Genomic DNA, 25,552 nt, shown 5'->3' with positions numbered 1-25,552 from the left:
GAATGAAAAAACTTTTATTGGGATTTTTGTTGTTCACCTTTTTGATTTCGTGCGGAAACAAAAAGGCGAAAATGGATCCCTTTGCTACCATTACGGAAATGGTGGATTCGGCCGGTCACAAGGCCGATACGCTGCTGGAAGCAGAAGTGAAGGAAGAACCGAAGCCGATGGAGGCAGACGAGCTGTTTGATGATTTTATCTTCAATTATGCTTCGGATGATGCCCTGCAAAGGCAGAGGACGGTATTTCCTTTGCCCTATTACAATCGTGACACGCCGTCAAAGATAGAGGAAGAGTTTTGGAAGCATGATTATCTGTTTACCAAGCAGAACTATTACACCTTGCTTTTTGATAAGGAAGAGGATATGGACATGGTGGGCGATACTACGCTGACATCGGTGCAAGTGGAGTGGATTTTCTTGAAAACGCGTATGGTGAAGCGTTATTATTTTGAGCGGAAGCGGGGAATGTGGATGCTTGAGGCCATTAACCTGCGCGAGATGGAGAAAGGTGAAAATGAGGACTTCGTGGAATTCTATACCCGTTTTGTGACGGACAGTGTCTATCAGAGCAAGCATATCAGGCATCCGCTACAATTCATCACCATAGACCCTGATGACGAGTTTTCTATTCTGGAAACTACTTTGGATGTGGACCAGTGGTATGCCTTTCGTCCGGTAATGCCTACTGACAGATTGTCTAATATCAATTACGGACAGAAGAATGAGGACTTGTCGGATACCAAAATACTGAAGGTAAATGGCATAGGCAACGGATACTCCAATATCTTCTATTTCCGCAAACGCAGTAAGGGATGGGAGCTGTACAAATATGAAGACACGAGCATTTAAAATAAAGGAGGAAAGGTTTGAGGAAGATACCCAATACATTTGGAATTGACGTTACTGCTGCAAGATTTCTGGAATACGGTTCGGAGGATGAACTGCGGGGGCTGATTGCAGCAGGACAGGTCGTTGCGCCCTGGCTGCATATCGGTGGAGGGAGCAACCTGCTCTTTATTAAGGATTATGAAGGCACGGTACTGCATTCACGTATCGGTGGCCTGGAGGTGACGTCAGAGGATGAGGAGCACGTGTCGGTGCGTGTGGGCGCCGGTGTGGTATGGGACGATTTTGTGGCCTACTGTGTGGAGCGGCATTGGTATGGTGCCGAGAACCTTTCGCTGATACCGGGTGAGGTGGGGGCGAGCGCAGTACAGAATATCGGTGCCTATGGTGTGGAAGTAAAGGACCTGATAACATCCGTGGAAACCATAAACATGGCAAGGGAGAAGCGTATCTACGGGGTGGACGAATGCGGCTACTCCTACAGAAAGAGCTTGTTTAAGCAACCGGAGATGAAGACCGTGTTTGTGACTTACGTGAACTTCTGCCTGGGTAAACGGGAACATTATACATTGGATTACGGTACTATCCGGCAGGAGCTGGAGAAATATCCGGTGCTGAATCTGGAAATTTTGCGCCGCGTGATTATAGACATCCGTCAAAGCAAGTTGCCCGACCCGAAGGTGCTGGGCAATGCGGGTAGTTTTTTTATGAACCCCATCGTGCCGCGTCGGCAGTTCGAGTCTTTGCAACGGGAATATCCGGACATGCCCCACTATGATGTGGATGCCGGTCGGGTAAAGATACCGGCTGCCTGGATGATAGACCGGTGTGGCTGGAAAGGCAAGGCGCTGGGGCCTGCTGCGGTGCACGGCCGGCAGGCGTTGGTGCTGGTGAACTCGGGTGGTGCCACGGGAGCGGATATTGTCGCTCTTTCGGATGCCGTGCGGGCTTCTGTCCGCGAGAAATTCGGCATTGATATTCACCCGGAAGTTTGTTTGATAAAATAGTAAGAGAGTTTTGACACACCCAAACATTGTTGTATATAACCTGATTTTAGAAATTTATTTGATTTAGTCAATGGGAAAACTCAGAATATTAGGAAGTGGAACTTCGACCGGTGTGCCTGAGATAGGCTGTACTTGTCCGGTCTGCACTTCCACTGACCCGCGGGACAACCGCTTGCGTGCGTCATCCCTGCTGCATACGGATGATGCGGTGATATTGATAGATTGTGGTCCTGACTTCAGGGAACAGATGCTGCGTGCTTCTTCTTTTGAGAAGATAGACGGCGTACTGGTGACACACGAACACTATGACCATGTGGGTGGTCTGGATGATTTGCGCCCGTTCGGTCGTTTTGCCGATATTCCTATCTATTCCGATGCCTACACTGCTGCCCATCTGCGGGCAAGGATGCCTTACTGCTTTGTCGATAAGGTATATCCGGGAGTTCCGCGTATCTATCTGCAGGAAGTGGAGGCGGGGCAGGTGTTCCACATCAACCGGACGGAAGTGCTGCCTTTACGGGTGATGCACGGCAGGCTTCCCATCCTGGGCTACCGCATTGGCGGCCGGCTGGGATATATCACGGATATGCACATGATGCCTGAGGAATCTTATGAACAATTGAAGGGCTTGGACGTTTTGGTAATGAATGCTTTACGGCCAAAGCCGCATCCTACGCACCAGAGTATTTCGGAGGCGTTGGAGGCTGCCGGACGTATTGGTGCCAAAGAGACCTATTTCATCCATATGAGCCATCATGCAGGGCTTCATGCCGATATCGAAAAGCAGCTGCCACCCCATGTACACTTTGCCTACGATGGACTTGAAATAGATTTCTAAACTTTTTGAAACATTTGTTTTGTTTTATTAGTAGAAAATGCTATTTTTGCCAAAAGTTGATGAATAAATGCCATGAAACTCCGACTCCTCATACAGATAGCTGTCGTTGTGTCCATAGTGCTGCTATGTACCGGTTTTGGTGTGTATTCTTTCCTGCGGTTGAATTCGGTGGAGAACCGGCAGGATTTCAATCTTTATACTTTGGTGCCGCAAGATGCCACAGCCATACTCGAAACCGACCGTATGGCAGACCTCGTGGAGGATATCAATGAACTGAATTGCAGCAAAGACAATCATTTTCTATACGTATCGGAGCTTTTTGTTTACTTGAAGAAGTATTTGTATACTTTGGTGGAGGATACTCCGCATGGACTGAGTAAACAGATGAACAAGATGCTGATTAGCTTTCACGAGCCGGATACACCGATGAACCAAGTATTGTATTGCAGTTTGGGTTCGGGTGATTATGAGTTGGTGGAATCTTTTGTGGAGAAGTACTGCTCCAGTTCGTTTCCTTCCAAGTATTTCGATTACAAGGGAGAGGAGATACGTATCTATCCCATGGCAGACGGTCGTTTCCTGGCTGCCTACTTCACTCCCGATTTTCTGGTTGTAAGTTTCCAGAAGCGTTTGATAGAACATGTGATTGATGCGCGGCGCAGCAAAAAGTCCCTGATGAACCTCCCTTCTTTCCGCACTATGTACGCGGGCAAGCAGAGTAACGTGGCTGCCACGGTCTATGTGCGTATGAAAGGAGTGGATATGGGGAAGCCTACGGACGGTATCCGTTCGCAGACGCAGCTGGGCAGTTGGGCGGAGTTTGACATGAAGTTCAATGAAGATGCCATTTATTGCTCCGGCATCAGCCATGGGTCGGATTCCACACAGACGTTTATCAATGCCTTGCGGGTGCAGCAGCCGGTAGAGGACGGATTTTCCGGGGCTCTGCTTCCGTCTTCCACTTTCTTTTACGATCGCTGGGCAATGTCTGACAGAAATTCCTGGTTTGGCTTTACTGCCAGTCAGGAGTATGCCAAGGCCACCTATTCAGACTATATCAAGCAGCGCGACGAGGAGTGGATTGCTTACTTGAATGAGCATGCGGGCGAGAGCGTGATGTCTTGCTTGTTCCAGTCTAAAGACACGTTGGACAAGCTGCCTTGCGCCGTGATGTGTATCCCTCTCAAGGATGAACTGGCAGCGGAACGCCGCTTGCAGTCTCTGCTTTACAGTACCCCCAAGGAAGAGGACGCTCCGCTTATGCCGAAGGTGGTTTCAAATAATTCGTTGTATCCCAAAGCAAGGAAGTTCCCTAAATATGTGTTGCCCCGTAACACGCTGCTCACCCAGCTGACGGGCATCACGGAGTCTGCCCTTTATACCTTTGCCTGTTTCTATCGGGGTAGTCTGTTGCTGGCTCCCGATGCACTGAGCCTTTCGGCCTATATTGAGGCGGTGGAGAGTGGAGATGTGTTAGACGGAACACCGGTGTACGAAGAGGGTATAGGCAGTCTTTCACCCATATATAATTTTGTGATGATGGTGGATATGGAGATGATGCTGAGCCAGCCTGAAACGTATGTGCGTCTGATACCGAACTTCTTCTTCCGTCAATCCAACTTCTTCCGTCATTTCATGCTTGCAGTACAATTCACTTGTACAGAAGGGGTGGTTTATCCGAATATCGTATTGCTTTATAAAGGGTGATTAATCGGTCATTCTGTAGAGTGCTGAGGGAAAATAAGCACGAGGAAAGTCAAAATACACACTCACCACAGATTGCACAGATTAAAACAGCTAAAAAATCTTGATTATCAAAATTCTAGAATGAACTGTGTTAATCTGTGCAATCTGTGGTGAATTATAACATATTCTTAGAACGGCAGGTCATCCTTTGCATCCCCTGCGAGGAATTCCGGTGCGGCAGTGGGAGCCGGCGGCGGAACGGGAGCGCCCGGAGCGGGTGCGGCAGTGCTTACGCGTTCTACCTTCCATGCGCGAATACTGTTGAACCAACGGTCTTGCCATTGGCGTGCGTCTACATCAAAAGATACTGTCAGCTCTTCGCCCATCTGAATATTGAACTGTTCGATTTTGTCCGCTCCAAATACGTCAAAACACATTTTGCGCGGATATTGGCCATGGTCTTCAATCACATATTCTTGTGATTTCCATTCGTTACCTGACTTGGAAACTCCGCCTCTGGGCTGGAGTATAGCGATGATTTTTCCTGTAAATTCCATTGTTTTCTTTTTAAATGATGCGGCGAAGTTACAATTTTTTAGGAATATGAGACGAATATTCGGCTGTTTTTTCTTGCTATTTCTTTGTCGTAGGGAATTCTTTTTTTAACTTTGTCCGTCAGTTTGAAAAAGATAAAAACGGTTTCTAAGACGTTAGCAAAATAAAAAACTTAAATATACAGAAGATATGAAATTTATCGTTTCGAGTACTGCGCTCTCCAGTCATTTGCAGGCTATCAGCCGTGTGATTAATTCGAAGAATGCGTTGCCTATTTTGGATTGTTTCCTCTTTGAACTGCAAGACGGAACCTTGTCTGCAACTGTTTCCGACAGTGAAACGACGATGGTCACTACGGTCGAAGTGAATGAAAGTGATATGGACGGCCGTTTTGCCGTCACAGCCAAAACCCTTTTGGACGCTTTGAAGGAAATTCCCGAACAACCGTTGACTTTTGAAATCAATACGGATTCCCTTGAAATCACGGTACAGTATCAGAACGGTAAATACAGCCTGATGGGGCAGAATGCGGACGAGTTCCCGCAGTCTGCCATGTTGGGTGACAATGCCGTACGTGTGGAAATGGATGCACAAGTGTTGCTGGGTGGTATCAACCGTGCCGTGTTTGCTACGGCTGATGACGAGCTTCGTCCCGTGATGAACGGTATCTATTTCGATATCACAACGGAGGACATCACGATGGTGGCATCAGACGGTCATAAGCTGGTGCGCTGCAAGACACTGGCCGCCAAAGGTAACGAACGTGCCGCCTTTATCCTGCCCAAGAAGCCGGCTTCGCTGATGAAGAATCTGCTGCCGAAAGAGCAAGGCATGGTGACTATCGAGTTCGACGAACGCAACGCTGTGTTCACACTGGAAAGCTACCGCATGGTGTGCCGTCTTATCGAAGGTCGCTATCCCAACTACAACTCTGTGATTCCGCAGAACAACCCTTATAAAGTGACGGTAGACCGCCTGCAACTGCTCGGTGCTTTGCGCCGCGTGTCCATCTTCTCTTCGCAGGCAAGCAGCCTTATCAAGCTCCGTATGCAGGAGAATCTGATTGTCATCTCCGCACAGGACATCGACTTCTCTACATCGGCCGAAGAAACACTGGTTTGCCAATATGCGGGCAATCCGATGAGCATCGGTTTCAAGTCCACTTTCCTGATTGACATTCTGAATAACATTTCTGCCGATGAAATCGTTATCGAACTGGCAGATCCTTCACGTGCAGGTGTCATTATTCCGGTAGAGCAGGAAGAGAACGAAGACTTGCTGATGCTGCTGATGCCGATGATGCTGAATGACTGATGAATATTAGCAATCGGATTATGAGCTACGAGCTACAAGTGGCTGCGCAATTATGCCGCACGGTACTTGTAGCTCGTGGCTTGTAAGTTAAACTTATAATTTATAGCTCATAGCCAGAGCTTATAAAACGAAAAAACAATGAAATTGAATCTGAAAAATCCGATAGTCTTTTTTGATTTGGAGACTACGGGTACCAATATCAACTCAGACCGAATTGTCGAAATTTGTTACCTCAAGGTATATCCCAACGGGAATGAGGAGTCCAAAACCATGCGTATCAACCCCGAAATGCCCATTCCTGCCGAAGCATCTGCCGTTCATGGCATCTACGATGCCGATATAGCCGACTGCCCCACATTCAAGGAAGTGGCGCGCAACATTGCCAATGACATTGAAGGATGCGACTTGGCGGGCTTCAACTCCAACCGTTTTGATATCCCCGTCCTGGCGGAAGAGTTCCTTCGTGCCGGTGTGGACATTGACATGAGCCGCCGCAAGTTTGTGGACGTGCAGGTCATTTTCCACAAGATGGAGCAACGCACGCTGTCTGCTGCCTATAAATTCTATTGCGGCAAGAATCTGGAAGACGCCCATACGGCAGAGGCTGATACACGTGCCACTTACGAGGTGCTGATGTCTCAGTTGGACCGCTATCCGGAGTTGCAGAATGACGTGGCTTTCCTTGCCGACTATTCCAGCTTCAACAAGAATGTGGACTTTGCCGGCCGTATGGTCTACGACGATAAAGGTGTGGAAGTATTCAATTTTGGCAAGTACAAAGGCATGTCGGTATCCGATGTCTTGAAGCGCGACCCCGGCTATTACAGCTGGATTCTGAACAGTGATTTTACCCTGAATACCAAAGCCACGCTGACCAAGATACGTCTGCGTGAAATGACTCAGAAATAAATGGCAAATATACTGAAAGGGAAGAAAATAGTATTGGGCATTACGGGCAGCATTGCCGCCTATAAAGCATGCTATATTATTCGCGGACTGATTAAGCGTGGTGCAGAGGTGCAGGTGGTCATTACGCCTGCCGGAAAAGAATTTATTACCCCTATCACGCTCTCTGCCCTGACCAGCAAACCGGTTATCAGTGAGTTCTTTGCCCAACGCGATGGCACCTGGAACAGCCATGTGGACCTCGGTCTGTGGGCAGATGCCATGCTGATAGCTCCGGCTACGGCTTCCACCATCGGCAAGATGGCGAATGGCGTGGCAGACAATATGCTGATTACCACCTATCTCTCCGCCAAAGCTCCGGTGTTTGTGGCGCCTGCCATGGACCTGGACATGTATGCTCATCCTTCCACCCAAAAGAATCTGGATACACTCCGCTCTTATGGAAACCACATCATAGAACCTGCTACGGGAGAACTCGCCAGTCATCTGGTGGGGAAAGGCCGTATGGAGGAGCCGGAGAATATCATCCGCCATCTGGAAATGTACTTTGCTGCCAAAGAGGGCGACCTGGTGGGCAAGACAGTGATGATAACCGCAGGACCTACTTATGAGAAGATAGACCCGGTGCGCTTCATCGGCAACTATTCTTCCGGCAAGATGGGACTTGCCCTGGCAGATGAATGTACCGCCAGAGGGGCCAAGGTGATACTGATTGCCGGTCCGGTGCAGCAAGGCACTTACTTCCCGATGCACCAGTACCATGCGGTAGAGTCGGCGCAGGAGATGTTCGAGGTTGCATCCGCCGCCTTTGTCCATGCCGATGCCGCCATCTTGACGGCTGCCGTGGCAGACTACACCCCCGAACAAGTGGCGGATGAGAAAATCAAGCGCGAAAAGACCGGGGAGATGAGTTTGAACTTGAAACCTACCCGCGACATAGCCGCTTTCTTAGGCAATCTGAAGAACGATACAGAGCACCAACGGCGCCTCCTCATAGGCTTTGCCCTTGAGACTCATAACGAGCAGATGAATGCGGAAGACAAGCTCAACCGCAAGAATCTGGACTTCATCGTGCTGAACTCCCTGAACGACAAGGGAGCCGGTTTTCGTTGCGATACCAATAAAATCAGTATCATAGACCACCAGGGAAAGACGGACTACCCCTTGAAGTCCAAAGCCGAAGTGGCTGCCGACATCGTAGACCGTCTGGTGAAAGATTTAAATAGTAAATAGTAAATCGTAAATCGTCAATATCCTTATGTTGCGTTCGCTTTACATACAGAATTATGCGCTTATTGAAAAGCTCGATATCAGCTTCAGCAGCGGTTTCTCGGTGATAACGGGTGAGACCGGTGCTGGAAAATCCATTATTCTGGGTGCCATCGGTCTGCTGCTGGGACAGCGTGCCGATGTGAAAGCCATTCGTGTAGGAGCTTCGAAGTGCATTATCGAGGCCCGTTTTGATATTTCCGCTTACGGTATGCAGCCTTTCTTTGAGGAGAATGAGTTGGAGTACGAGGAAGAATGCATCCTGCGCCGCGAGGTGTCCGCTTCGGGCAAGAGCCGGGCATTCATCAATGACACGCCTGCTTCATTGGTTCAGATGAAGGAGTTGGGAGAACAGCTGATTGACGTGCATTCCCAGCATCAGAACCTATTGCTGAACAAGGAAGGATTTCAGTTGAATGTACTGGACATCTTGTCGCATAACGAAGAGGCCTTGTCTGCTTACCAGCATATCTTCGGAGCATGGAAGCAGGCACAGCAGGATTTGGAGGCCCTTGTTGCCCGTGCCAATCAGGATAAGTCGGACGAAGACTATATCCGTTTCCAACTGGAACAGTTGGAAGAGGCACACTTGTCTGCCGGTGAGCAGGAGGAGCTGGAGCAAGAGGCAGATACGCTGAGCCATGCGGAAGAGATAAAGGCCGGACTCTATCGGGTAGGGCAGACGCTCTACTCGGACGAAGGAGGCTTGTTGTCCGGGCTGAAGGAATGCCTGAATACGATGCTCGGCCTGCAGAGGGTTTATCCGGTTGCCGGGGAACTTGCCGAACGCATGGAAAGCACTTATATCGAGTTGAAGGATATTTCGCAGGAAGTGTCGGGTAAGGAGGATGAAATAGAGTTCAACCCCGAACGTCTGGATGAAGTGAACGAACGTCTGAACTTGATTTATACGCTCCAACAGAAGCACCGCGTTTCCACTGTCGGTGAACTTCTGGCGTTGACGGATGAATACGCCGCCAAACTCTCCGCTATCACTTCGTCCGACGAGCACATCGAGGAACTGAAAGCGCGTTGCGACGCTTTATATAATAAGGTGAAAAAGCAGGCTGCCGTCCTCACCAAGGCGCGTACTGCCGCTGCCCGTGAAGTGGAGAAGCAGATGGCTGCGCGGCTGGTTCCGTTGGGCATGCCCAATGTCCGTTTCCAGGTAGAGATAGGTGCCCGCAAAGAGCCGGGCATACACGGGGCGGATACTGTGAACTTCTTGTTTTCCGCGAATAAGAACGGGGCATTGCAAAGCGTCTCCTCCGTTGCTTCGGGTGGTGAAATAGCCCGCGTCATGCTCTCCATCAAAGCAATGATAGCCGGTGCCGTCAAGCTTCCTACCATTGTATTCGACGAAATAGATACCGGAGTCTCCGGCGAGATAGCCGACCGCATGGCGGATATCATGCAGGAGATGGGCGAGCAGGACCGCCAGGTAATCAGTATCACCCATCTGCCCCAGATTGCTGCCCGCGGATGCGCCCATTATAAGGTGTACAAGCAGGACAACGAGACGGAAACAAACAGTCACATCCGTCGTCTGACCGACGATGAACGTGTGGAAGAAATAGCCCATATGCTGAGTGGTGCTAAGCTGACCGAAGCCGCACTGAACAATGCCAGAGCATTGCTGGAAGTATCAAATAGTAAATAGTAAATCGTCAAATAGTAAATACCCATATATGGTTGATAACAGTGAAATGATTTTCGGCGTTCGTGCCGTGATAGAAGCCATTCAGGCAGGAAAAGAGATAGACAAGATATTGGTAAAGAAGGACATTCAGAGTGATTTGTCAAAAGAGCTGTTCGCTGTCTTGAAAGGGACTTTGATACCGGTACAGCGCGTTCCGGTGGAACGCATCAACCGCGTGACGCGGAAGAATCACCAGGGAGTAATTGCCTTCATCTCTTCAGTCACTTACCAGAAGACGGAGGACTTGGTACCTTTCCTTTTCGAGCAGGGCAAGAATCCTCTGTTTGTGATGCTCGACGGCATCACGGATGTCCGCAATTTCGGTGCCATTGCCCGTACTTGCGAGTGTGCGGCGGTAGATGCCGTGATTATCCCTGCACGGAACAGTGTATCAGTCAACGCAGACGCCATGAAAACCTCGGCAGGAGCCTTGCACACTTTGCCCGTTTGCCGCGAACACAGCTTGAAAGAGACCCTGCAATTCCTCAAGAATAGTGGTTTCCATATCGTGGCAGCCACGGAGAAAGGCGATTACGACTATACCAAAGCCGACTATACCGGTCCGATGTGCATCATTATGGGTGCCGAAGACAAGGGGGTGTCCTATGACAACCTGGCGTTGTGTGACGAGTGGGTGAAGATTCCCATGTTGGGAACCATCGAGTCCCTCAATGTTTCCGTTGCAGCCGGCATTTTGATTTATGAAGCGGTAAAACAAAGAACCAACTAAGATATGAAAAAGAAATTGCTGTTGATGCTCACTCTCTGTTTATTGGCTCAGTGGAGTGTGGCACAAGCCCCGAAGTGGGTAGACAAAGCCAAACGTGCCGTTTTTTCGGTGGTGACCTACGACCAGAACGATAAGATACTGAATACTGGAAACGGCTTTTTTGTCACTGAAGATGGCGTTGCGCTTTCTGACTACACCTTGTTCAAAGGTGCCCAGCGCGCCGTTGTGATGAGCTCGGACGGGACACAGATGCCGGTGGAGGCCATTATGGGGGCCGATGACATGTACGATGTTGTCAAGTTCCGTGTCGGTATCCCCGGAAAGAAAGTCACGGCACTCACTTTGGCTGCTGTGGCTCCGGCTGCCGGTGCGGATGTATATCTGCTGCCTTATTCCACCCAGAAAGACCGTTCCTACACTGCCGGGAAAGTAAAGGAAGCTGATAAGATTTCCGGCAACTATTCCTATTATACGCTCGATATGCGTCTGAAGGACAAGATGGTGAGTTGTCCGCTGATGACTGTGGACGGGCAGGTCTTCGGCCTTGCGCAGAAGTCCTCCGGACAAGACACGGCTACCATCTGCTATGCTATTGATGCCAATTTCGCCATGTCGCAGAATATCTCCGCATTGTCTTATGGAGATATGTCATTGAAGGGCATCGGTATCAAGAAGGCATTGCCCGATACCGAAGAGCAGGCTTTGGTATTCCTCTACATGGCTTCTTCCCAACTGTCTCCGGAGAAGTATATGGAGACTCTGAATGATTTCATTGCACAATATCCTGCCAGTGCCGACGGTTATCTGCGCCGTGCTTCCCAGCATCTGTTCATGTCCCGTGAAGATGTTTCCATGGATAAGGTTGCCGCAGATATGGATAAGGCTTTGGAGGTTGCTGCAAAGAAAGATGATGTGTATTACAACCGGGCCAAGATAATCTATAATTATGCATTGGGCAAGCCCGAGAAAGTTTATAAGGATTGGTCGCTCGACAAAGCTCTGGGCGAGGTACGGAAAGCGATAGCCATTGACGAGCTTCCGGTTTATGTCCAATTGGAGGGTGACATCCAGTTTGCCAAGCAGGACTATCCGTCGGCATTTACCAGCTATGATAAAGTGAACAAGACCATTCTGGCCTCTCCGGCTACCTTCTTCAGTGCCGCCAAGACCAAGGAATTGATGCAGGCGCCTGCCGAAGAGGTACTGGCTCTGATGGACAGCTGTGTGGCCCGCTTTACCCAGCCCTATACGGAGGAAGCTGCCCCTTACTTGCTGGAGCGTGCCCAAGCCCGCATGAATGCAGACCAGGCGCGTAATGCCATGTTGGATTATGACGCCTATTACAATGCCGTGAACGGTAAAGTGAACGACATGTTCTACTATTACCGTGAGCAGGCTGCCTTGAAGGCCAAGCAGTACCAGCGTGCGCTGGACGATATGGCGAAGGCCATCGAACTGAATCCGGAGGATTTGACCTACCGTGCCGAACTGGCAGTGGTGAATCTTCGCGTGGGACGTTACGAGGAGGCGTTGAATGTGCTGAAGACTGCCTTGGAGAAAGACCCTAACTATGCCGAGGCCTATCGTCTGATGGGTATCGCCCAGCTGCAGATGAAGAAGGATAAGGAAGCTTGTGCCAGCTTTGCCAAGGCAAAGGAATTGGGTGACCCCAATGTGGATGCTTTGATTGAGAAGCATTGCAAGTAAAGGGATGGGATAGAATAAAGGCTCTGCTTTCGCAAGCAGAGCCTCTGTTTTGGGGAACTCCCCCGTGTTAAATGAGTTAAGTCTAGGTATAACAGGTTATGAGTGAAATTACGTTGTTTTATTTATAAAATGCGTGGATTTCCGGAATACTGCATATACTTCGGATTTTTTTATTTCAAAAAAGGAAAATAGACTCGATTATTAATAAAAACAAACTTTGACAATCATGAAGAAAGTGATTTGCAGCCAGAAGGCACCGGGCGCCATAGGCCCTTATAGCCAGGCTATCGAAGCCGGCGGAATGGTATTTGTATCAGGTCAGTTGCCTATTGACGCAGCTACCGGAGTGATGGCTGAAGGTGCGGAAGCGCAAGCCCGCCAGTCCTTGGAGAATATAAAGCATATCCTGGAAGAGGCAGGTCTGAGCATGGCGAATATTGTGAAGACAACCGTTTTCCTGGCAGACATGTCCTTGTTCGCTGATATGAACAAGGTATATGCCACTTATTTTGACGGTGCTTTCCCGGCACGTTCGGCTGTGGCAGTGAAGGCGCTGCCCAAAGATGCCTTAGTAGAGATTGAGTGCATCGCGGTTCGCTAACAAGTCGGCCACAATGAAACTGCTGCCTCCCACGAAGATGAAATCTTCCGGGAGGCTTTTTTCTTGTGCAGCCCGCACGGCGGCAGGTACATCAGGATAGCAATGTCCTTCCAGACCTGCTGCTTCGGCAAGCTCCTGTAGTTCGCTTTCGGGCAATGCTCGCTTCACGCTGGCTTTGGTGAAGTAGTAGGTCGCTTCCCGGGGCAGCAGGGCCAGTACCCCCCGTATATCCTTGTCATTCACCATGCCTATGATGATGTGTAGCTGGCGGTAAGCCTGCTGTTTCAGTTGTTCTGTAATGTAGGTGATGCCTCCCACATTGTGGCCGGTGTCACAAATCAGGGTGGGCGAGTCCTGCAGTTTTTGCCAGCGTCCCATCAAGCCCGTCAGTTCCACCACACGGGCAAAGCCACTGCGCACTGCTTGTCCGTCCAGCCGGTAGCCGGCTTCTTTCAGTAGCGGGAGGGCGGTGAGGATGGTCCGGGCATTTTTCTGCTGGTAGAGTCCTTTCAGTTCGTATTCTATTCCGGGATAGTCTTCACGGTCATTCTCCTCGGCAAAGTAGATGGGAGCACCCGTTGTCTGTGCTTTTTCCAGAAATACCGGTTTCGTTTCGGGAGTGGTCTCGCCGATTACAACGGGGATACCGCTTTTGATGATTCCTGCCTTCTCTCCTGCGATTTTTGCTAAGGTGTCCCCCAGGAATTGGGTATGGTCAAAACTGATGTTGGTGATGATGCATACATCCGGACGGATGATATTGGTACAGTCCAGGCGTCCGCCTAGTCCCACCTCGATTACGGCTACATCCACCTTCTCATCGGCAAAGTAGCGGAAGGCCATGGCAGTGGTCAGCTCAAAGAAAGAGGGATGGAGGGGTTCGAAGAAGCCACGTTCCTGCTCTACAAAACGGATGACGTATTCCTCGGGTATAGGCTGTCCATTAATCCGGATGCGCTCCCGGAAATCCACCAGATGGGGCGAGGTATAGAGCCCGACCCTGTATCCTGCCTCTTGCAGTATGGCGGCAAGCGTATGCGAGCAGGAGCCCTTTCCATTGGTACCGGCCACATGAATGCTGCGGAAACTGCGGTGGGGATGTTCGAAGTGTGCGTCCAGGGTCAGAGTGTTTTCCAATCCTTCCTTGTATGCTGAGCCGCCCACTTGCTGAAACATGGGCACACTGTTATATAAGTAAGTTAAAGTGTCCTGATAATCCATCTTTTATAATATTTAACGGAGAAGCAATCCTTTCTCCCTATTAATTTGTTATCTTTAAAAGCGACAAAGATAATGCAGACCGAACGCAATCAAGCTTGCTTGAAATTGCTTGCAGTGTAGCTTATCTTAAGCTTATGCAAAGGTATTAACAATTTAAATCTAACGTGTATGGGAGCTAAGAAAAATTTTGTGATTGATACGAATGTGATTCTTCACGATTATAATTGTTTGAAGAATTTTCAAGAGAATGACATTTATCTTCCCATCGTAGTCCTTGAAGAACTGGACAAATTCAAGAAAGGTAATGAGCAGATTAATTTCAATGCGCGTGAGTTCGTCCGTGAGCTAGATTTGATTACCGATGACAATCTGTTCACCAAAGGGGCGCCATTGGGAGAGGGCTTGGGCCGTCTGTTTGTGGTGGCAGGCATGGTGGACTCTCCCCGGGTACGTGATTCCTTTCCCGAACGCATCCCCGACCATCAGATTCTGTCGGTAGTGGACTGGCTTTCCACCAAAAAGCCTAAAATGAAAACCATCCTTGTCACGAAAGACGTGAATCTGCGCATGAAGGCGCGTTCCATCGGTCTGCTGTGCGAAGACTACATCAATGATAAGGTAATCAATGTGGATATATTCGAAAAGTCGAATGAAGTGTTCGAGGGTATTGACCCTGCGCTGATAGACCGCATTTATTCTTCCAAAGAAGGACTGGACATCAACGAGTTTGATTTTAAGGACATCATTCGTCCTAATGAATGCTTTGTGCTGAAGAGTGACCGCAGCAGTGTGCTTGCACGTTATAATCCCTTTACCCATTCGATTTGCCGGGTCAACAAGACAAAGAACTATGGCATTGAACCGCGCAATGCTGAGCAGAGCTTTGCTTTTGAGGTGCTGAATGACCCGAACATCAAGCTGGTTGCCCTGACTGGTAAGGCGGGAACCGGCAAGACCCTGCTGGCACTGGCCGCTGCATTGGGAAAACTTACCGACTACAAGCAGATTCTTCTGGCACGTCCCATCGTAGCCCTATCCAATAAGGACCTTGGATTCCTTCCCGGTGATGCCAATGAGAAAGTGGCTCCTTACATGCAGCCTTTGTTTGATAATTTGAATGTAATCAAGCATCAGTTCGCTGCCAATTCCTCTGAAGTGAAACGCTTGGAGGATATGCAAAAAAGTGAACAATTGGTCATCGAGGCATTGGCCTTTATCCGCGGGCGCAGCTTGAGCGAAACCTACTGTATTATTGATGAAGCCCAGAACCTGACTCCACATGAGATTAAGACCATCATCACCCGTGCCGGTGAGGGCACGAAAATGGTGTTTACCGGTGATATTCAGCAGATAGACCAACCCTATCTGGACAGTCAGTCCAATGGACTTGTCTATATGATAGACCGTATGAGGGACCAGAACTTGTTTGCCCATGTCAATCTGGTGAAAGGAGAACGTAGCCAGTTGAGCGAGTTGGCAAGTAATCTGATGTAGCGGATATCGCATTTTCCGGGGTAAAACTATTTCTATCCCGCTTTCCGGCTGCTAAAACAGGGGAAGGCGGGATGGTTTCTTTATAGAGGATAGATAATTATTATAACATTTTTTTATCGATTTTTTGCCCGTTTTGACTAAAATAGTGTATCTTTGCCTCGCCTAAAACAAAACTGTCAAGCAAAATGAAGCGAAATTTTTTTCATCGGTATCTTTCCGCGAAAGTGCTTCCGATATGGACTATTCTATTAATTGACGTATTTATCATCGTCATATCCAGTCTGTTGGCCTATGCTCTCCGATATGATTTCAGAAGCATTTTTTTGGAATCCTCTACCATTGACAAGACCATTTTATGGACGGTTGTTGTCAACTTGATTTTCTTCCGTGTTTTCCGTACGTATTCCAATGTGTTGCGCTTTTCCTCCTTTGTGGATATCATGCGCATTTTTGTGTCATTGACGGTGTCGTATGCACTGCTGATGATAACGAGCGTCCTGACGGAAAGCTATTTGGAGTTTAACCTGGCTCCGGTCAGCGTGCTGTTCATGTCCTATATCATCAGCTTTGCCATGATGGCATGCTCCCGTGTGATTGTCAAGACTTTCTTCGAGGCGCTGAACTTCGACGGCACCCACAGTGCCAATGTGTTTATTTACGGTGCCAAGGAAGCCGGGGTCAACATTGCCAAGGCATTGCGTGTCAATCTGCGCAACCACTACCGTCTGCGCGGATTCATTGCGGACGAACCTGAGCTTATCAACAAGGTGATGATGGGTGTCAGGGTGTTCCCCAACGATGATACGCTGATTGATGTGCTGAACGACCGCGATGTGCAGACCATCATCATTTCTCCTGCCAAGATGGAGGAACTGAAGAAGTCCGACATGGCTGACCGCCTGCTGGTGCACAACATCAAACTGATGACCGCGCCTCCTTTGAGCGAGTGGAACGGTCAGGCGCTGAGCCGCACACAGTTGAAGGAAATTCAGATTGAGGACCTGCTTCAGCGCAATCCTATCGAGATAGATATCCATAAGGTTGCCTCTCATCTGGAGGGCAAGCGTGTGATGATTACAGGCGCCGCCGGCTCCATCGGCAGCGAAATCATGCGCCAGGTGGCTTCGTTCAATCCCTATAAGCTTATTTTAGTGGACCAGGCCGAGACTCCTCTGCACGACATCCGTCTGGAACTTCAGGACCGTTGGCGCGACATCGATGCTGAGACCATCATAGCCGACATCTCCAATGCCACGCGCATGGAGGATATCTTCAGGGAGTTCAAGCCCCAGTATATTTTCCATGCGGCCGCCTACAAGCATGTGCCGATGATGGAGGACAACGTTTCCGAGTCCATCCAGGTGAACGTATTCGGCACGCGCACCGTTGCCGATCTTGCCGTGAAATACGGTGCCGAGAAGTTTGTGATGATTTCTACGGACAAGGCTGTTAACCCTACAAACGTGATGGGCTGTTCCAAGCGTATTTGCGAGATTTATGTGCAGTCTCTTGCGAAGAAGTTGCAGAAGGAGGGAGGCCATGCCACTCAGTTCATCACTACGCGTTTCGGCAATGTGCTGGGTTCCAACGGTTCTGTCATTCCCCGTTTCCGCGACCAGATTCAGCGTGGCGGCCCGGTGACAGTGACCCATCCTGAGATAATCCGTTACTTCATGACCATTCCCGAAGCTTGCCGCCTTGTTCTTGAGGCCGGCAGTATGGGCAACGGCGGTGAAATCTATATCTTCGACATGGGTAAGCCGGTGAAGATTGTGGACCTTGCCAAGCGTATGATCAGCCTTTCCGGACGTACGGATGTGAAGATTGAATTTACCGGTCTCCGTCATGGCGAGAAGCTCTACGAGGAACTCTTGAATGTGAAGGAGCTTACAAAGCCCACCTATCATGAGAAGATTATGATTGCCACGGTGCGTGAGTATGACTATGACGAGGTGAAGGAGCGTATCCAGAAGCTGATTGATGTAAGTTACACCTATGACCAGATGAAAATTGTTGCTGCCATGAAGGATATTGTTCCGGAATTCGTGAGCAAGAATTCCTGCTTTGAGGCGCTGGATAAGAAGAAATAAAAAGATAGCGGTATAGTATAAAATGAAAGGGTGATAACGTCATTGTAGTGTTATCACCCTTTCAATTTTATTGTCTTCTTGTCAGCCTTTTGTCTCATTCATGTGAAGAGAAGTATTTCAAGAACTGTGTACGTTCGAAAGTATTGACTCCCTTCGGGTCGTTTACGTTCAGAATACCTTTGAACTGGCTGATGGTTTCCATACCTTTGCGGTCCATCCACAAGTTGAGGAAGCGGATGTATTCTTCAATGATGGTAGCTGAATTCTGATAAAGCACACTGCATATCTCTACGGCCGAAGCACCTGCTAATATTGCCTTGACAACGCCTTCGGGCGAGTGGATACCACCGGAAGCAGCATAATCGAGTTTGTTTACGGCTGCCGAAGCGATGCCTATCCAGCGCAGGGCTTTGGACAAATCGGCTTCATTGCTGAATACGTTGCCGGATACTTGTATCATTTTCTCAATGTTGATGTCCGGCTGGTAGAAGCGGTTGAACAGCACTACTGCGGCGGCACCGTTGGCATACAGCTGGTCTATCAGAGCTATCGGATTGGTCAGGTTGTCACCCAGCTTCATGATGACGGGTATCTTGACCGTCTTCTTGATGTGGCTCAGAATGTCGATGTGGCGTTGCTCGAAACTGCCGTAAGCATATTGTACATCCGTCTGCAGTGCAAGGATATTGATTTCCAGTGCGTCTGCGCCGGCTTCTTCTATTTTGGCGGCAAATTCCACCCAGTCGGCATTCTGATAGCAGTTGATGCTGGCTATGATGGGGATATTGCAAACCTTTTTGCTTTCCTTAATCAGGTTCAGATATTCACCCAGCTTATGTTCGCGGATATATCCTACAAGGTAGTCACTGCCTTCGGGGTACATGTTCGGGTCTCCCATCCAGTCAGCCTCCATCATGATTTGCTCTTCAAAGAGTGATTTTAGCACAATGGCACCTGCGCCGGCCTCAGATAGTTTCTGATTCTTGGCGGCGCTGTCTGTCAGTCCGGAGCTGCTGACGATAATGGGGTTTCTGAGTTTCAGCCCTGCAAAAGTAGTTTCTAATGTTGCCATGATAATGATTTTTTATGGTTAATAGTTTCTTTCTCCAAAAATCTTGCTTCCTACACGTATCAAGGTGCTCCCGGCTGCAATGGCCTCGTGATAGTCGTGAGACATCCCCATGGACAGTTCCCGGAATGACTCTGCATCGGCAAACCACTTGGCTTTCACTTCATTGAAGAAGCTATTTAAAGAACAAAACTCTGTTTTGATTTGTTCGTCATTGTCCGTATTTGTGGCCATGCCCATCAATCCGCATATCCGGATATGCTTGAGCTCTCTCCATTCACCGGCTGCCAGCATTTCCCGGCATTCGTCAAAGCTGAATCCAAACTTGGTCTCTTCCCGGGCAATGTGCAACTGCAGTAGGCAGTTGACGGTTTTTCCGGCTTTGGCAGCCTGCTTGTCCACTTCGGCCAACAGCTTGTAGGAGTCTATGCCATGAATCAGCGCTACGTAAGGAACGATATATTTTATTTTGTTTGTTTGCAGATGCCCGATGAAATGCCATTCTATGTCTTTGGGTAGACTTTCGTATTTGGCAGTCATTTCCTGCACCTTACTTTCTCCGAACACACGCTGGCCGGCACGATACGCTTCTTCTATCGCCTCGTTGGGGTGAAATTTGGAAACAGCCACCAGCCGTACCTTTTCAGGCAGTTCGCTCAGTACTTGTTTTAAATTCTCTGCAATCATCGTTTTTTTGAGTTATGAGTTATGAGTTATAAGTTATGGCTCGCAATAATAATTCATAACTTATAACTCATCACTTAAATTAAACTTCCGGTTTGTCGTCGGGCTCTGCACTGTACGGATATACATCCATAATGGCGGTTTCCGCTACAGATGCTATCTGATAGTCGGCCATTGTGCCTTTCATGCCCTCATCCAGTTTCTTCACTGCATCACGCAGGTCGGCAGCCTGCACCAATACCTGGGTAGAGGTTTTCTTTTCCGCACCGCTTTTCTCGTCCAGTGTGATGAAAACCAGTTTACATTTAAACCAGCGGTCGGCAGCTTCCTCTTCGCTGGGGAACAATTCGCTATAGTTGGCACGTTTGATGTCCGATACGGTGAACTCTCCCGAAATGAACGGCGTCATCTCTTCGATGATGCGTGCTTCCGCTTCCGTAAAACTGAGGGCATCCACCAGGTACGGTTCGGTCACCTTCTTGTTCATTCCATTTTCCATTGTTTTCTCGTAACGGATCTTACATTCAAACCATGTATGCATTGCCATAATTTTCTGTTTTTAATTATTGATTTATTGTTAGTTAAGTTGCTTTATGCGTGCCTATGCCCGCCGAAAGCAGTGCAAAGATAGCCAAAAACTAAATGGATATAAAAAGTTGCCTTGCATTTTACGTGAAAAATTTATTGGAGAACCGGGACGGTACGTATGGGCATAAAAAAAGGAGTACCGCTGTACTCCAACCTTTGTTAACCTTAAATCTAATACTATGAAAAACACATTGCAAAGGTACGGACTTTTTCGACATTTGCAAGAGTGTCGGGGCATAAAATGTGTATTTGTAACACTTATTATGTTTTATGCCTTTGTACTACATCTTTTTTAAAACTTGAGGCGTGTTGCTGAAACATAAATTTGCATCTGTTTTGCTTCCACACTTCCACCCACCTCCTGCATCTCCCTATCCATCGGCATTTACTCTGCGGTGGAAGCAACCTGAAAAGGTGGAAGCAAAATTTGCTTCCACCTGCCGAAAACGTCTGAGTTTTGTCGTAACTTATTGTTCTTTAATATAATACCGCGCGTGGGTTACATAAATCGGTCAGTGTAGTTTTCCTGCATTTTCGAGTTTGCCCGACTATGAATAGTGGAGTCTGATGTCTTTTAAGTTGCTGTACAATACGTTTGCACCTTGTGCGCAATAGGCGCGGGCTACGTACTTCATCTGTAAAAGCCTTGGAGTTAGTGACGCCTAACGGCTATGAACAGCTCTGCTAACGGCCATGAAGCAATCGTTTGATGGCCATAAGCAGAGCTGTTCATAGCCGTTAGGCGTTATTAATTCCCTATGCAACAGTGGACAAACAAAGGGTGAAAAGCAAAGGAATGCTTGTGTTTTAAATAGAAATTCACGGGCTTGCACTCTCTCTCCATAGATTATGGAAGTGGGCTTTTATTTCACTTGCGTTTTGTGCGATAAATTCCCATTTATCAGCAGGCATCTTTGCGAAACTTCAATAATGCATTTATGAGGGTAAGATATTGGAATGTAGAATGATATATTGGAAATGATGAGGTGTTTTTTAAACGTTCGTTTAATGGACGCAAAGATAAGCCGTATTTTTTGAACTAACAAAATGTTTAATAAAAATATTCCCAAAGTGATTTTTGTTTTATATTAATATATTGAATTGCAGCATTGTACGTCTAATATTTAACATCTTAAAGTTCTGTTCCTTTTTAACTTTTATACCTCTACTTATTTTCTTAAAAATAGACGTTTATTAAACGAACGTTTATTGGACACTTCTATGAGTCTAATATCTTCTTTAATAGCTTATTATTATTGCAAAAGTGTACAATACGGTTTGAGTGGGAAAATGTCTCGTTCAAACCGCGAAGCGCACCCGGAACTGAGCTGATTCATTCGAAAGAAAATTTCTAAGTGACTGAACAACAGAAATATTGGTTTGCAGCCCGCACCCGTGACAAGCAGGAATTTACAGTCCGGAAATCTCTGGACCGACTTAAATCGGAAGAGGATTTAGATCTTGACTATTATCTCCCTACGCGTTTTGTCATTTCTCAATTGAAGTATCGTCGTAAACGCAGTGAAGTTCCGGTAATCCGCAATCTGGTATTTGTTCATTCCACCAAGCAGACAGCCTGCGATATATCCAACATCTATAATGTCCCCCTTTTTTATATGAAGGACTTTTCTACGCATTCCATGCTAGTGGTACCGGATAAGCAAATGGAGGACTTTATGTTCGTAATGGATCTGAATCCTGACGGTGTCAGCCTTGATAGCGAAATTCTTACTGTTGGGCATAAAGTAAAAGTTATCAAAGGCGAACTCAGCGGTATTGAAGGTGAGGTTGCCATCGAAGCCAATAAAACATACGTCGTCATCCGTATTAAGGACCTTTTGACTGCAAGTATCAAAGTCCCCAAATCCTACTTGAAAATCATAAAAGATAAATAGGTCTTTGTCGTCCTGAGCTTGTAGGAGGTTCCCTCCATCTGTCTATAAATATAAAATCAAATAAGAAGATGAATTCTTTACTTTCCCGTGCTCTTGAGCTGCAGCGTATTGCTCATGAGCTGATGTGTTTTGGCATGGACGGTACTCCCGTCTATTCCGATACGTTCTGTCGATTGAACAAGGAAGTGCTTGTTCTGTCCGATTCCCTTTTCCCCGTTCAAGGTTCTGGTACCGAAGAGGAGGCTAATGTATGTTTGGCTCTCTTGATGGGGTATAATGCTACTATTTATGATAATGGTGATAAGGAGCAAAAGAAACAGATTGCCTTGAATCGTGCTTGTGAGCTTTTGGGTCGGCTTCCGGCTTCTTTGCTCAAAGTCCGCTTGTTGGCTTATACGTATGGCGAGGTTTATGAAGAGTCTTTGCTTCAGGAGGCTCATACTATTGTAGATAGTTGGGATAAGGAGGCTATGATTACGGAACAGGTAGAGGCGGTGAAGGAGTTAAGGAATATTGAGGAGAATCCGTATCCGTTTGAGGAAGTTGAGGAATAAAAATTGGAAGAATATATGTTGTTTGCGTTGAATTAGTTACATTTGTCTCATTAAAAAGTTTATAATTATGAAGACAACGGAGGAATATTTGCATATATTGCGTAACGGTAAGGCTTATTTGATGCAGTATCATATTATGCGGCTGGGAATATTTGGTTCTGTTGCTCGTAGCGAACAAAAAGAAACAAGTGAGATTGATGTTTATTTTGAAGCGGATCCTATGGGGCTTTTTACTTTAGGCCGTTTGAAATCGGAACTGGAAACTATGCTGGGTTGCAGTGTAGATTTGTTACGAAAGTGTAAACAGTTAGATGGCACTTATTTGCTGCAATCTGTTCAGAAAAATTTGAGATATGTGTGAGGAGGATAAATATCGGATTCTAGAACTTTTGTAAGTACTCAAAAAAAGGTTCAAAACTGAAATTATTACCTTCGCTGCGAATTTAAGCTATCTTCTGAAGAACGTAAGCTCCGCAAATCGGCAGAACGTGATAAAGTCTCTTCAAGAAGCTTGATTACGCCAATCAAGAGCGTTTTGGTGATAGACGACAAAAGGTAAAAACTAAGGGTGACAAAAGTGATTCTGATTGACAAAAAGAGAAAGATGATTATGATGATACGCTTCGTCTTGATTCGATCGGTCATAATTAATCTCAAGAAGTTAGCTTACGTACCCTTCTTGTAGAGGAGCGTTACGAGATAGTTCATTATGCGGAACCGGGTAAAAATCCCAAGTGGGGGTTATTGGAACTACATCGAAATTTTTTTCAAAAATATCTTTAACGGTTGCAGGGACTATGTTAACATGGTTCCTGGCAAAATCCTTTGGCTACAAGCCAATGTTAAATTCAAACTAATTAATTACAAAACTCGGCTTAGGGCACATTTATGTGCTCTTTCAAAGGTAGATGCTCTAAAGTGAGTGTTGACTGTTTACTAATCTATTCTCTAAAAGAATTATAATATAATTTGAAAATTTGACTATGCAAGCAATTATTTTAGCAGCTGGTATGGGTAAGCGATTGGGGGAACTTACCAAAGGTAATACAAAATGTATGGTGACAGTGAATGGAATTTCATTGATTGATCGTTTACTTACGCAATTATGTTCAGTTAATTTGGCTCGTGTGGTAATTGTTGTAGGATACGAGGGGGAAAAATTGCAAGAATATATCGGTAAACGATACGATACAAAATTGAAAATAGAGTATATAAATAATCCAATTTATCAGCAGACTAATAATATTTATTCATTAGCTTTGGCTAAACGAAAGTTGGTGGAAGATGATACTCTTTTGATTGAAAGTGATCTTATTTTTGATGATTCGCTATTTTCAATGATTCTTGATGATTCTAATCCTAATGTTGCCTTAGTTGATAAGTACGAGGCTTGGATGGATGGAACAATGGTTCATATTGATGAAGAGAACAATATAGTGAATTTTGTACCCAAGGAAGCATTCAAATATGAACATATAGATAGCTATTATAAAACTGTGAATATTTATAAGTTTAGTAGAGATTTTTCTATTAATACTTATGTGCCATTTTTGGAAGCTTACACTAAGTCACTGGGTAATAATGAATATTATGAACAAGTGCTGCGTGTTGTTACGCTATTAGATAATTGTAATTTTAAGGCTTTGACGTTGAATGGACAAAAGTGGTATGAGATAGATGATGTGCAGGACTTGGATATTGCTTCTGTTATTTTTTCTGAGAAGAAAATGAAATATGAAAAGTATCATAAAAGGTATGGCGGATTTTGGCGTTTTCCACAACTATTAGACTATTGTTATTTAGTGAATCCTTTTTTCCCAACTAAACGTATGAAGGATGAATTACGAGCCAACTTTGATGTTTTACTAGCTGGATATCCATCAGGAATGTATGTAAACTCATTGTTAGCAGGTAAATATTTTGGTATTAAACAGGATTATATAGTATTAGGTAATGGTGCGGCAGAACTCATTAAGATTATAATGGAAGATTATGTGAGCGATAAAGTGGGAATCATTTATCCAACATTTGATGAATATCCTAATAGATTGAAATCAGAACAAATTGTAGGTTATGTCCCACAGAACAAAGATTTTGCTTATACAGCGGATGACTTGATGGCTTTTTATGCAGATAAGCATATTGCACTATTATTGTTGATAAATCCAGATAATCCATCAGGTAATTTTATTTCTAAGTCTGATATTCTCCGTTTAGCTCAATGGTGTAAAGAACAAGAAACTCATTTGATTGTAGATGAAAGCTTTGTTGATTTTACTACAGATGGTGTGAGTAATAGCTTGCTCTCAAATGAAATACTAGAGGCTAATCCTCATATGATGGTGATGAAATCTATTAGTAAATCTTATGGGGTACCTGGACTACGTTTGGGAGTATTTGCTACTTCCAATACAGAATTGATTGCACGTATGAAGAAAGAGGTTCCTATTTGGAATATCAATTCTTTTGCTGAATTTTATTTGCAGATTTTTGGTAAATACGAGAAGGATTATATTAAGGCTTGTCGGAATTTTGTTGTAGAACGCGAGTCCTTTTATTATGAATTATGTAAAATTCCTTACTTATATGTTGTCCCGTCACAAGCTAATTATTTTTTGTGTGAAGTGATAGATAAATATACCTCTACAGAGTTAGTTCAAAAATTAATTGAGCATGACGTTATTGTTAGTGATTGCGGACGGAAAAATAATATGAATGGACGTAATTTAGTCCGTTTGGCTATTCGTGGAAGAGAGGATAATTTAAAACTGATAAGCATTCTTAAAACTCTTTAATT

The 25,552-nt window shown here is 46.3% G+C and carries 22 protein-coding genes and 1 pseudogene; 18 read left to right on the top strand and 5 right to left on the bottom strand.

What is annotated here, in order from left to right:
- The first annotated feature begins 2 nt into the window (after positions 1-2).
- From DW896_RS10010 to DW896_RS09995, 4 genes are all read left to right on the top strand, one after another.
- A complete protein-coding gene (locus DW896_RS10010; protein WP_005831399.1) occupies positions 3-851 on the top strand; it encodes a DUF4348 domain-containing protein in 849 nt (282 codons plus the stop codon).
- Positions 852-868: 17 nt separating this feature from the next.
- Positions 869-1,855, top strand: a complete 987-nt coding sequence (gene murB, locus DW896_RS10005; protein WP_117703168.1) for a UDP-N-acetylmuramate dehydrogenase — start codon at positions 869-871, stop codon at positions 1,853-1,855.
- A gap of 70 nt (positions 1,856-1,925) precedes the next feature.
- Positions 1,926-2,693 carry an MBL fold metallo-hydrolase gene (locus DW896_RS10000; protein WP_005832365.1) on the top strand — a complete coding sequence of 256 codons (768 nt, stop codon included), beginning with the start codon at positions 1,926-1,928 and terminating at the stop codon, positions 2,691-2,693.
- Between the two features lie 72 nt (positions 2,694-2,765).
- Positions 2,766-4,400 (top strand): DUF3352 domain-containing protein, encoded by a 1,635-nt coding sequence (locus DW896_RS09995; RefSeq protein ID WP_005831393.1) that lies wholly within the window; start codon positions 2,766-2,768, stop codon positions 4,398-4,400.
- Positions 4,401-4,567: 167 nt separating this feature from the next.
- Here the strand turns inward: DW896_RS09995 and DW896_RS09990 are convergent, their stop codons facing one another.
- Positions 4,568-4,936 (bottom strand): DUF3127 domain-containing protein, encoded by a 369-nt coding sequence (locus tag DW896_RS09990; protein WP_005831391.1) that lies wholly within the window; start codon positions 4,934-4,936, stop codon positions 4,568-4,570.
- A gap of 187 nt (positions 4,937-5,123) precedes the next feature.
- Between DW896_RS09990 and dnaN the strand changes: the two genes are divergently transcribed.
- The 7 genes from dnaN (at position 5,124) to DW896_RS09955 (ending at position 13,160) form a co-directional block, all read left to right on the top strand.
- Entirely contained in the window at positions 5,124-6,248 is a 1,125-nt protein-coding gene (gene dnaN / locus DW896_RS09985) for a DNA polymerase III subunit beta (protein ID WP_005831387.1), read from the top strand.
- 138 nt (positions 6,249-6,386) lie between these two features.
- Positions 6,387-7,157 (top strand): 3'-5' exonuclease, encoded by a 771-nt coding sequence (locus tag DW896_RS09980; protein WP_005831385.1) that lies wholly within the window; start codon positions 6,387-6,389, stop codon positions 7,155-7,157.
- Positions 7,158-8,387, top strand: coding sequence for a bifunctional phosphopantothenoylcysteine decarboxylase/phosphopantothenate--cysteine ligase CoaBC (gene coaBC, locus DW896_RS09975; protein WP_119993185.1), 1,230 nt, complete (start codon positions 7,158-7,160; stop codon positions 8,385-8,387).
- Positions 8,388-8,412: 25 nt separating this feature from the next.
- A complete protein-coding gene (gene recN / locus DW896_RS09970; RefSeq protein WP_119993183.1) occupies positions 8,413-10,083 on the top strand; it encodes a DNA repair protein RecN in 1,671 nt (556 codons plus the stop codon).
- A 28-nt stretch (positions 10,084-10,111) separates the two neighbouring features.
- Positions 10,112-10,852, top strand: coding sequence for a 23S rRNA (guanosine(2251)-2'-O)-methyltransferase RlmB (gene rlmB, locus DW896_RS09965; protein ID WP_005831382.1), 741 nt, complete (start codon positions 10,112-10,114; stop codon positions 10,850-10,852).
- A gap of 3 nt (positions 10,853-10,855) precedes the next feature.
- A complete protein-coding gene (locus DW896_RS09960; RefSeq protein ID WP_119993180.1) occupies positions 10,856-12,559 on the top strand; it encodes a tetratricopeptide repeat protein in 1,704 nt (567 codons plus the stop codon).
- A 226-nt stretch (positions 12,560-12,785) separates the two neighbouring features.
- Complete coding sequence (locus DW896_RS09955; protein ID WP_035448830.1) at positions 12,786-13,160, top strand: RidA family protein; 375 nt, start codon at positions 12,786-12,788, stop codon at positions 13,158-13,160.
- On the opposite strand, the gene DW896_RS09950 is transcribed toward DW896_RS09955, so the two are convergent.
- Positions 13,128-14,381 (bottom strand): folylpolyglutamate synthase/dihydrofolate synthase family protein, encoded by a 1,254-nt coding sequence (locus tag DW896_RS09950; protein WP_035448828.1) that lies wholly within the window; start codon positions 14,379-14,381, stop codon positions 13,128-13,130. The genes DW896_RS09955 and DW896_RS09950 overlap by 33 nt on opposite strands.
- Before the next feature lie 168 nt (positions 14,382-14,549).
- Between DW896_RS09950 and DW896_RS09945 the strand changes: the two genes are divergently transcribed.
- Together DW896_RS09945 and DW896_RS09940 are read left to right on the top strand one after the other, a co-directional pair.
- On the top strand, positions 14,550-15,875 hold the full coding sequence (locus tag DW896_RS09945; RefSeq protein WP_005832353.1) for a PhoH family protein: 1,326 nt from the start codon (positions 14,550-14,552) through the stop codon (positions 15,873-15,875).
- 185 nt (positions 15,876-16,060) lie between these two features.
- Positions 16,061-17,965 (top strand): nucleoside-diphosphate sugar epimerase/dehydratase, encoded by a 1,905-nt coding sequence (locus DW896_RS09940; protein WP_005831372.1) that lies wholly within the window; start codon positions 16,061-16,063, stop codon positions 17,963-17,965.
- Between the two features lie 94 nt (positions 17,966-18,059).
- On the opposite strand, the gene DW896_RS09935 is transcribed toward DW896_RS09940, so the two are convergent.
- From DW896_RS09935 to DW896_RS09925, 3 genes are all read right to left on the bottom strand, one after another.
- Entirely contained in the window at positions 18,060-19,037 is a 978-nt protein-coding gene (locus tag DW896_RS09935; RefSeq protein WP_117652580.1) for a dihydroorotate dehydrogenase-like protein, read from the bottom strand.
- A gap of 18 nt (positions 19,038-19,055) precedes the next feature.
- Positions 19,056-19,721 (bottom strand): YggS family pyridoxal phosphate-dependent enzyme, encoded by a 666-nt coding sequence (locus DW896_RS09930; protein WP_057256432.1) that lies wholly within the window; start codon positions 19,719-19,721, stop codon positions 19,056-19,058.
- A 79-nt stretch (positions 19,722-19,800) separates the two neighbouring features.
- A complete protein-coding gene (locus tag DW896_RS09925) occupies positions 19,801-20,265 on the bottom strand; it encodes a DUF4494 domain-containing protein (protein WP_005831367.1) in 465 nt (154 codons plus the stop codon).
- Between the two features lie 1,396 nt (positions 20,266-21,661).
- Here DW896_RS09925 and DW896_RS09915 point away from each other — a divergent pair.
- From DW896_RS09915 to DW896_RS09890, 5 genes and pseudogenes are all read left to right on the top strand, one after another.
- Positions 21,662-22,201, top strand: a complete 540-nt coding sequence (locus DW896_RS09915) for a UpxY family transcription antiterminator (RefSeq protein WP_117963271.1) — start codon at positions 21,662-21,664, stop codon at positions 22,199-22,201.
- Positions 22,202-22,269: 68 nt separating this feature from the next.
- Positions 22,270-22,755: a UpxZ family transcription anti-terminator antagonist gene (locus DW896_RS09910; RefSeq protein ID WP_119993178.1), complete on the top strand. Its 486-nt coding sequence runs from the start codon at positions 22,270-22,272 to the stop codon at positions 22,753-22,755.
- Between the two features lie 67 nt (positions 22,756-22,822).
- Positions 22,823-23,116, top strand: coding sequence for a nucleotidyltransferase family protein (locus DW896_RS09905; RefSeq protein ID WP_119993176.1), 294 nt, complete (start codon positions 22,823-22,825; stop codon positions 23,114-23,116).
- 93 nt (positions 23,117-23,209) lie between these two features.
- Positions 23,210-23,496, top strand: a pseudogene (locus DW896_RS21670) (IS66 family transposase); the annotation flags it as partial.
- A 242-nt stretch (positions 23,497-23,738) separates the two neighbouring features.
- A complete protein-coding gene (locus DW896_RS09890; protein WP_117963263.1) occupies positions 23,739-25,550 on the top strand; it encodes an aminotransferase class I/II-fold pyridoxal phosphate-dependent enzyme in 1,812 nt (603 codons plus the stop codon).
- Positions 25,551-25,552: the final 2 nt, after the last annotated feature.

The organism is Bacteroides sp. AM41-16 (assembly GCF_003603495.1).
Taxonomy (GTDB): domain Bacteria; phylum Bacteroidota; class Bacteroidia; order Bacteroidales; family Bacteroidaceae; genus Bacteroides; species Bacteroides uniformis.
Note: the sequence above shows the minus strand (reverse complement) of the source record. Positions and strands in the feature narration are given on the sequence as shown.

What these genes read in the sequence shown, in the direction of transcription:
- coaBC (WP_119993185.1), top strand. Translation starts at nt 7,158, where the DNA reads ATGGCAAATATACTGAAAGGGAAGAAAATAGTATTGGGCATTACGGGC.
- DW896_RS09995 (WP_005831393.1), top strand. Translation starts at nt 2,766, where the DNA reads ATGAAACTCCGACTCCTCATACAGATAGCTGTCGTTGTGTCCATAGTG.
- DW896_RS09905 (WP_119993176.1), top strand. Translation starts at nt 22,823, where the DNA reads ATGAAGACAACGGAGGAATATTTGCATATATTGCGTAACGGTAAGGCT.
- DW896_RS09910 (WP_119993178.1), top strand. Translation starts at nt 22,270, where the DNA reads ATGAATTCTTTACTTTCCCGTGCTCTTGAGCTGCAGCGTATTGCTCAT.
- DW896_RS09925 (WP_005831367.1), bottom strand. Translation starts at nt 20,265, where the DNA reads ATGGCAATGCATACATGGTTTGAATGTAAGATCCGTTACGAGAAAACA.
- dnaN (WP_005831387.1), top strand. Translation starts at nt 5,124, where the DNA reads ATGAAATTTATCGTTTCGAGTACTGCGCTCTCCAGTCATTTGCAGGCT.
- DW896_RS10000 (WP_005832365.1), top strand. Translation starts at nt 1,926, where the DNA reads ATGGGAAAACTCAGAATATTAGGAAGTGGAACTTCGACCGGTGTGCCT.
- DW896_RS10010 (WP_005831399.1), top strand. Translation starts at nt 3, where the DNA reads ATGAAAAAACTTTTATTGGGATTTTTGTTGTTCACCTTTTTGATTTCG.
- rlmB (WP_005831382.1), top strand. Translation starts at nt 10,112, where the DNA reads ATGGTTGATAACAGTGAAATGATTTTCGGCGTTCGTGCCGTGATAGAA.
- DW896_RS09990 (WP_005831391.1), bottom strand. Translation starts at nt 4,936, where the DNA reads ATGGAATTTACAGGAAAAATCATCGCTATACTCCAGCCCAGAGGCGGA.
- DW896_RS09980 (WP_005831385.1), top strand. Translation starts at nt 6,387, where the DNA reads ATGAAATTGAATCTGAAAAATCCGATAGTCTTTTTTGATTTGGAGACT.
- DW896_RS09950 (WP_035448828.1), bottom strand. Translation starts at nt 14,381, where the DNA reads ATGGATTATCAGGACACTTTAACTTACTTATATAACAGTGTGCCCATG.
- recN (WP_119993183.1), top strand. Translation starts at nt 8,413, where the DNA reads ATGTTGCGTTCGCTTTACATACAGAATTATGCGCTTATTGAAAAGCTC.
- DW896_RS09940 (WP_005831372.1), top strand. Translation starts at nt 16,061, where the DNA reads ATGAAGCGAAATTTTTTTCATCGGTATCTTTCCGCGAAAGTGCTTCCG.
- DW896_RS09945 (WP_005832353.1), top strand. Translation starts at nt 14,550, where the DNA reads ATGGGAGCTAAGAAAAATTTTGTGATTGATACGAATGTGATTCTTCAC.
- DW896_RS09930 (WP_057256432.1), bottom strand. Translation starts at nt 19,721, where the DNA reads ATGATTGCAGAGAATTTAAAACAAGTACTGAGCGAACTGCCTGAAAAG.
- DW896_RS09890 (WP_117963263.1), top strand. Translation starts at nt 23,739, where the DNA reads ATGCAAGCAATTATTTTAGCAGCTGGTATGGGTAAGCGATTGGGGGAA.
- DW896_RS09955 (WP_035448830.1), top strand. Translation starts at nt 12,786, where the DNA reads ATGAAGAAAGTGATTTGCAGCCAGAAGGCACCGGGCGCCATAGGCCCT.
- DW896_RS09935 (WP_117652580.1), bottom strand. Translation starts at nt 19,037, where the DNA reads ATGGCAACATTAGAAACTACTTTTGCAGGGCTGAAACTCAGAAACCCC.
- DW896_RS09960 (WP_119993180.1), top strand. Translation starts at nt 10,856, where the DNA reads ATGAAAAAGAAATTGCTGTTGATGCTCACTCTCTGTTTATTGGCTCAG.